The organism is Protofrankia sp. CiP1_Cm_nod4 (assembly GCF_982290645.1).
Genome location: NZ_CEVIVC010000086.1, coordinates 1 through 5,536, shown reverse-complemented (window position 1 = coordinate 5,536; position 5,536 = coordinate 1). Strand labels below are relative to the sequence as shown.

The following is a 5,536-nucleotide window of genomic DNA, read 5'->3' as shown; positions in this document are numbered from 1 at the left end:
CCCGCCGGCCGTTGTTGATCTCCGCGACCGGGGCTTCCCCAGGGCCGCTCTCACGCGTACAGCATGGCCCGCCCGGGGTCGTGTAGCAGCCGCCCGACCTCGACCAGCACCCGCGAGCCCAGTTCACCGTCGACGAGCCGATGGTCGAACGACAGGGCGAGCTGGGTCACCTGGCGCGGCACTATCGCGCCATCCACGACCCATGGCCTCTCGCGGACCGCGCCGAAGGCGAGGATCGCGGCCTCGCCGGGGTTGAGGATCGGCGTGCCAGCGTCAACGCCGAGGGCGCCGATGTTGGTGATCGTGACGGTCCCGCCGGACGTCTGCTCCGGCGAGGTCCTGCCTGCCCGGGCGTGCTCGACCAGCTCGCCCAACGCGGACGCCAGTCCCTTCAGGTCGAGGCCGTCGGCGTCCTTGATGTTCGGCACGACAAGGCCGCGGGGCGTGGCGGCGGCGATGCCCAGGTTCACGTAATGGTGCTGCACGATCTCCTGGGCGTCCTCGTCCCAGCGGGCGTTGATGCCCGGATACCGCCGGATCGCCAGGAGCAGGCAGCGGGCGACCAACACCAGCGGTGTGATCCGCACGCCGGCCCAGTCCCGGTCCTCCTTGAGGCGGGCGAGCAGCGCCATCGTGGCGGTCACGTCGACGGTCAGGAACTCCGTGACGTGCGGGGCGGTGAAGGCGGAGCGGACCATCGCCGCCGCGGTCGCCCTGCGGACGCCCTTGATCGGGACGCGGGTCTCGCGGACCGGTCCGGCGGGCTGCGCGGACGCGGCGGCCGCGACATCCTCCCGGGTGACCATCCCGGGCTTGGTCGCCGCGAGCGCGTCGAGATCGACACCGAGGCGGCGGGCCAGCAGCCGCACCGGCGGTGTCGCGCGTGCCCGGGTGGGGCCCGCCACCGGCCGTGGCGGGACAGGCTCGGCAACGCCCACGCCGCGCGGCCGGAGACGACGGCGCCGGTCCGGTGCCGCGCTCGGCCCTGTCCCCACGAGCACCAGCGGCTCATCGGCGCCAGCAGCACCGGCGGTGCTAGCGATGCCAGCGCTGTCACCGTCGTCAGCGGGCTCACCGACAATGGTGACGAGAACGCCGCCGACCTGGACCGTGGCCCCTTCCTCGACGTGGATCTCGGCGATCGTGCCCGCCACCGGCGAGGGCAGCTCGACGACGGACTTGGCGGTCTCGATGTCGACCAGCGGATCGTTGACAGCGACGGTGTCTCCGGCGCGCACCCGCCAGGTGACGACTTCGGCCTCAGCCAGGCCCTCGCCGACGTCGGGCAGCCGAAATGCGGTCCTCGTGCTCATGCGACGTCCCCGAAGTGCAGGGCGCGGTCGACCGCGTCGAGAATCCGGTCGACGTCGGGGAGAAAGTCGTCCTCGACGCGGGCCGGCGGGTAGGGCAGGTTGTAGGCGCCGACCCGCAGCACCGGCGATTCCAGCTCGTGGAAGCAGGCCTCGGTGACGGCGGCGGCGATCTCCGCGCCGATCCCGGCGAACGTCGACGCCTCGTGCACCACGACCATCCGCCCGGTCCGTCGTGCCGCCTCGCGCAGCGCCGGGAGGTCGAGCGGGGAGATCGACCGCAGGTCGATCACTCCGAGCGAGAACCCGTCCTCGCGGGCGGCCTCGGCCGCCCTAAGAGCGGTAGCGACGGTAGGCCCGTGCGCGACGAGCGTGCAGTCGTCACCCTCGCGCAGGACGCGCGCCTTGTGCAGCTCGAGGCCGGGCTCGTCGGCGACCTCGCTCTTGTCCCAGTACCGGCGCTTCGGCTCGTAGAAGACCACGGGATCGTTGCAGCGCAGCGCCTGCTGGATCATGTGGAACGCGTCGTGCGGGCTCGCGCAGGACACGACCCGCAGGCCGGCTGTGTGCGCGAAGTAGGCCTCGTTCGACTCGCTGTGGTGCTCGACGGCGCCGATCCCGCCGCCGGCCGGGATCCGGACGACGACCGGCAGCGCGATGCGCCCGCCCGAGCGGGCCCGCATCTTCGCGAGCTGGCTGACGATCTGGTCGAACGCCGGATACACGAACCCGTCGAACTGGATCTCCACCGCGGGCCGGTAGCCGCGCAACGCCAGCCCGATCGCGGTGCCGACGATCGCCGATTCGGCGAGCGGGGTGTCCACCACGCGTGCCGTGCCGAAGTCCTTCTGCAGGCCGTCGGTCACCCGGAAGACACCGCCGAGCGTGCCGATGTCCTCTCCCATCACGACGACCCGCTCGTCGTCCTCCATCGCTTTGCGCAGCCCGGCATTGATCGCCTGGGCGAGGGTCATGACGGTCATTCAGCGGCCCGCCTCGAGCGCGTCGCGGTGGCGCAGGTAGTCGTGCCGCTCCTGGTCGAGCGCGTCGTGCGGCTCGGCGTAGACGGTGCCGAACAGGTCAGCCAGCCCCGGCCCGGTCAGCCCGCGGCAGGCCTTACGCACCTCGTCCCCGAACGCCGCGAGCTCGTCCTGCAGCTGGTCGAACCACGAGTCCGGGGTACCGAGCGCGCGCAGCAGAGCGTCCGACCGGGCGAGCGGATCACGGCCCTGCCACAGCTCCACCTCCGCCTGGGTGCGGTAGCGGCCCGGGTCGTCGGAGCTGCTGTGCCCGGCGAGACGGTAGGTCTCGGCCTCGATCAGGGCCGGCCCGTCCCCGGCGCGGACCCGGGCGGCCGCCTCGCCGGTCACGGCGAGCACCGCGAGCACGTCGTTGCCGTCGACGTGATAGGTGCGCAGGCCGAACCCTGCCGCGCGGCGGTGCACGGGCGTGCGCATCTGGGTCGTTGTCGGGGTGGAGATCGCCCACTGGTTGTTCTGGCAGAAGAACAGGATCGGCAGGCCGGCGGCGGCGGCCCAGTTCAACGCCTCGTTGACGTCCCCCTGGCTCGCCGCGCCGTCCCCGAAGTAGGTCACCACGATCTCGTCGGTGCCCTCCATCGCGGCACCGGCCGCGTAGCCGGTGGCGTGCAGCGTCTGGGTGCCGAGCACGAGCGAGTAGATGTGGAAGCGGTGCGCGGTGGGGTCCCAGCCGGCGTGCCGGTGGCCGCGCCACTGCGTGAGCAGCTCGGCGGGTGTGATGCCCCGGCACAGCGCGGCGGCGTGCTCACGGTAGCTGGGGAACACCATGTCGCTGTCCCGCACCGCCCGTATCGAACCGACCTGTGCGGCTTCCTGGCCCCAGCTCATCAGCCAGAGGCTCACCTCGCCCTGGCGCTGCAGGGCGAGGGCGGCGTGGTCGAGGCAGCGGGCGCGGGCCATGTCGCGATGCAGCTCGCGGACCAGATCGGGGTCGATGTCGGCGGCTCGCCCGAGGTCGGTCAGAGTGCCGTCCGGAGCCACCAGCCGCAGGGGTGATGCGGGGTAGCCGGGGGCGACCGCGTCGGAACAAGCCGACGCGATCAGCGAAACCGTCATGATGCTCCTCAGCCTGTATCCTACAGAAACAGTGGTCGGCTTGTGTTCTGTGTCTTGACAATCCGCGTGTCGTCGCATAAAGAACGGCCGCCGTCTGGACTGTCGGGTTTGTGCATGAACTCGAGAGAACAGCGGCGGCCGCATGGACAGCATAGACGACATCACCCCGGACGGCTGGCAGGCCGGCTTCGAGGAGATGCTCGCGAGAATCGCGGACCGCTTCTCCACCGGAACAGTCCGACAACAGGCACGATCATACCTGGCTGGCCTCCTATCCACCATGGAACGGAAGAACAGCCGGTCGATCGCCGAATATACCGGCGCACCCGGCCCCCATCGGATCCAGCGGCTCCTGAACACCTACCCGTGGGACTCCGACCTGGTACGGGACATCCTCCGCGACTACGTCGCCGAACACCTCGGGAACCGGAAGGAATACTGGTCGCGGGCGAAACAGGATTCATCAAGAAGGGAAAAGCGACTCCTCGCGGTGCACTGGAAACTGTGTTCATCCGATCACCAGGAGTTGTGGCCAGTGGTGGCCCAGTGCAGCCGCGAGCCTGGTCGGGTGGCCCGGGGGATCGCACCCCCGGGCTCCCACAGAACGGAGCGTGAACCTCTCGGTTCACTCCGCTCTTCTCACCGTGGTCCGGTCGGCATGGATGCCCAGGCCCAGTGCGCGAACAGTCCGGGCTCTCGATCGAGGATCCCGGTCCACCATGCTCTGAACCGCTTGAACGGGCGTAGCCGTCTGTACTTCTTGCCAGCCCACCGCATCAGGTAGGTGTTGATGCGTTGCAGGAGGGGGGACATCTGCGACCGGTAGAACCGGCCGTAGTAGTTCATCCAGCCCGCCACGACCGGGTTGATCAGTGTGGCGAGCTCGCTCAGGTCGTGTCTGGTTCGCGTGTGGATCCGCCATCGGCGGACCCGCTGGCTCATCTTCTTCAACGCCTCGGGGCTGACCGCGGGCTGGAAGCCCACGAACATCGTCCCGTCGGCTCTCCTGGCGCCCCTGGGCCGGAAGGTGTACCCCAGGAACGTGAACGAGGTGTGCTCGTGCGAGCCACGCCGCCTGCCGTCCTTGCAGTACACGATTTTGGTCTTGGTCGGGTGCAGCCGCAGCCCGACCTCGGCCATCCGGCTGGTGAGCGCAGCCAGCACCACGCGGGCCTCCTGTTCCGACGCGCAGTGCACGATCGCGTCGTCCGCATATCGCTCGAACTGCACACCTGGGAAATTCCGGGCCAGGAACAGGTCGAACGCGTAGTGCATGAACAGGTTGGCGAGGACGGGTGATATCGCCGACCCCTGCGGGGTCCCGCGTTCCCGCCTTGCCAGGGTCCCGTCGGGCAGCTGCAGCGGGGCGGCAAGCCACCGCCGAACGTAGAGCAGCACCCATGTCCGGTCGGTGGTGATGTTGGCCTCGACCGCCTTGACCATGAGGTCCCACGGCACGCTGTCGAAGAAGTCCTGGACATCGAGATCGATGACCCAGTCCTTCTTCCAGCACCGTTGCCGGCACCTGGCCACGGCATCCAGCGCACCGCGCCGACGCCGGTACCCGTAGGAGTCTCCATGAAAGATCGACTCCGTGCGGGCTTCCAACGCCATCGCGGCCACCGTCTGCGCCACCCGGTCGGCGACCGTGGGCACGCCGAGAACTCTCGTGCCCCCAGCCGCCTTGGGTATCTCCACCGCCATCACCGGAGGCGGAAAGTAGGTCCCCGACGACATCCGATTCCAGATCTTGTAGAGATTGTTCCTCAGATCGGACTCGAACGTGGCCAGGGACTGCCCGTCCACCCCGGCGGCACCCTTGTTGGCCCTCACACGCCTATACGCCTCCCACACCAGCTGCTTCGATATCTGAAACGACTTGCCTTCCGGACCTGACCTGCCCACACGTCTCCTCCCGGCAACGCCGGTTGCTCGCGCAAACAAACCCATCGATGAGCCGGCCCCTTCGCATCCACCCCGATTACCAGGGCTTCCTCGCTACTACGAGCCGGTCCGCCAGCAGACGCCGCGACGGTACTCAACGCCTTACGGTTCCTGCCGCTTGGCGCGCTCCCTCTCGCCCGTCCACCCCGCAGGGCGGGCGTGCAGTATCGGCATCCGCCTTCCCAT

At 69.4% G+C, this 5,536-nt stretch carries 4 protein-coding genes and 1 pseudogene; 1 reads left to right on the top strand and 4 read right to left on the bottom strand.

The window, feature by feature from the left end; translation table 11 throughout:
- Positions 1–50: 50 nt before the first annotated feature.
- The 3 genes from AC5LSR_RS16085 to AC5LSR_RS16075 are packed head-to-tail and all read right to left on the bottom strand — an operon-like array spanning position 51 to position 3,406.
- Positions 51–1,313 carry a dihydrolipoamide acetyltransferase family protein gene (locus AC5LSR_RS16085; RefSeq protein ID WP_250284592.1) on the bottom strand — a complete coding sequence of 421 codons (1,263 nt, stop codon included), beginning with the start codon at positions 1,311–1,313 and terminating at the stop codon, positions 51–53.
- Positions 1,310–2,293 carry an alpha-ketoacid dehydrogenase subunit beta gene (locus AC5LSR_RS16080; RefSeq protein WP_250284594.1) on the bottom strand — a complete coding sequence of 328 codons (984 nt, stop codon included), beginning with the start codon at positions 2,291–2,293 and terminating at the stop codon, positions 1,310–1,312. The genes AC5LSR_RS16085 and AC5LSR_RS16080 overlap by 4 nt, the downstream gene beginning before the upstream one ends.
- Positions 2,294–3,406: a thiamine pyrophosphate-dependent enzyme gene (locus tag AC5LSR_RS16075; RefSeq protein ID WP_250284597.1), complete on the bottom strand. Its 1,113-nt coding sequence runs from the start codon at positions 3,404–3,406 to the stop codon at positions 2,294–2,296.
- Between the two features lie 142 nt (positions 3,407–3,548).
- Here AC5LSR_RS16075 and AC5LSR_RS16070 point away from each other — a divergent pair.
- Positions 3,549–3,905, top strand: a pseudogene (locus AC5LSR_RS16070) (transposase); the annotation flags it as partial.
- A 140-nt stretch (positions 3,906–4,045) separates the two neighbouring features.
- Here the strand turns inward: AC5LSR_RS16070 and ltrA are convergent.
- Complete coding sequence (ltrA, locus tag AC5LSR_RS16065) at positions 4,046–5,356, bottom strand: group II intron reverse transcriptase/maturase (RefSeq protein WP_493465238.1); 1,311 nt, start codon at positions 5,354–5,356, stop codon at positions 4,046–4,048.
- Positions 5,357–5,536 lie beyond the last annotated feature (180 nt).